This is a genomic window from Acinetobacter sp. YH12099, assembly GCF_013419195.1.
Lineage (GTDB): Bacteria > Pseudomonadota > Gammaproteobacteria > Pseudomonadales > Moraxellaceae > Acinetobacter > Acinetobacter towneri.
On record NZ_VPAP01000054.1, the window covers coordinates 1 to 1,351 of the forward strand.

Sequence of the window (1,351 nt, forward strand, 5' to 3'; positions counted from 1 at the left end):
ACGTATAGGAAGAATAAACGCCCTTTTCACCCAAGTCCAACAGCTTTGGACCGCAGTTGACTCTTTCGACACCCCTGCGATGCAACCCAATCCGGCTGACGGGGAGCCAGCAACGCTGAAAATTTACCCTCCTCTTTCCCACTAGCGGCTCCTTTTCCGACAACCAGCACGGCGGATCCCTGCCGCGGCGCTGTGAACGCAGCATTTTGATTGGTATCGTTGGCCTTCAGGCTCGTCAGTCAAACAGACCCAGGAGCAGCTCAGCCGGTGGCGCCCGGCTTTCGGGTAACGCCCTGGTCCCGCTGGTTTCGGCTTTGTGCTTCAGGTGATCAAGGATCTGCTTGATCACTATAGGGTCTTCAATGCAGGCGATGACTTTCATGGCGCCGCCGCAGCCGCTGCAGGTCTCGATGTCGATATTGAAAACACGCTTGAGCCGTTGCGCCCATGTCATCGACGCTCGCCGTTGTGCTGGTGTTGCCGGTTCATCAGCCACCCTGACCTTGTTGCCCCTGCCCCGTTTTGCCGGCGTGACCAACGCCCGGTGCCGACTGTTGGGTGCGAACACCCCGTGGAAGCGGGTTAGGTTGACTCTGGGCTTCGGTACCAGGGCGGCCAGCCTTGCAATGAAATCCAATGGTTCGAAAATGACGTGCGTGGTGCCGTCCCGGTACGGCGTCTTGAGCTGGTAGCGCACGTTGCCGCCTCGTGTTAACGACAGCCGCTTCTCGGATACCGCCGGGCGGCTGATGTACCGGCACAGCCGTTCGAGCTTCTTGCGTTCATCGGCCCTGGCCGCCACGCCGGCGTGCAGGCTGGACCCGGCTACCTTGCCAATCCCGTCACCGAACGGATCACCACTGGTCGGCAGAGTTTGCAAAGTGAACACCTTTCGCCCCGCCTGTGAACCGACAGCGATACGGTAAGTGATCGAGTGCCCCAGCAGGGGTGTCATCGGGTCGTCATCCACCGCATCCGAGGCCAGATAGCTGTTTTCGACATCCCGTTCCAGCAGGCCTTGCCGTTCCAGATAGCGACCCACCCGGTGGGCGATGGTGTGCGTCAGCTGGGTGAGCTCTGGGCTGGTCGGCGCCTTGACCCAGCGGAAACGCGCTGAGCCGTGGGATTGCTCGACATACACACCGTCGAGAAACAGCATGTGGAAGTGAACATTCAGATTGAGCGCCGATCCAAAACGCTGGATCAGGGTGACCGCGCCCGTCTTGGCCACTTGGTGGGTATGGCCCGCTTTCTTGACCAGGTGCGTGGCAATGACGCGGTAAACGATGCCCAGCACCCACCCCATGATCTCGGGCCGGCTGGCAAACAGGAAACGCAGCTGAAACGGGAA

The 1,351-nt window shown here is 60.3% G+C and carries 1 protein-coding gene; it reads right to left on the reverse strand.

Annotated elements, in window-relative coordinates; all coding sequences use genetic code 11:
* Positions 1-235: 235 nt before the first annotated feature.
* The coding region (locus FTU39_RS13735) for an IS91-like element ISVsa3 family transposase (protein WP_000408446.1) at positions 236-1,351 on the reverse strand (1,116 nt) is incomplete at its 5' end.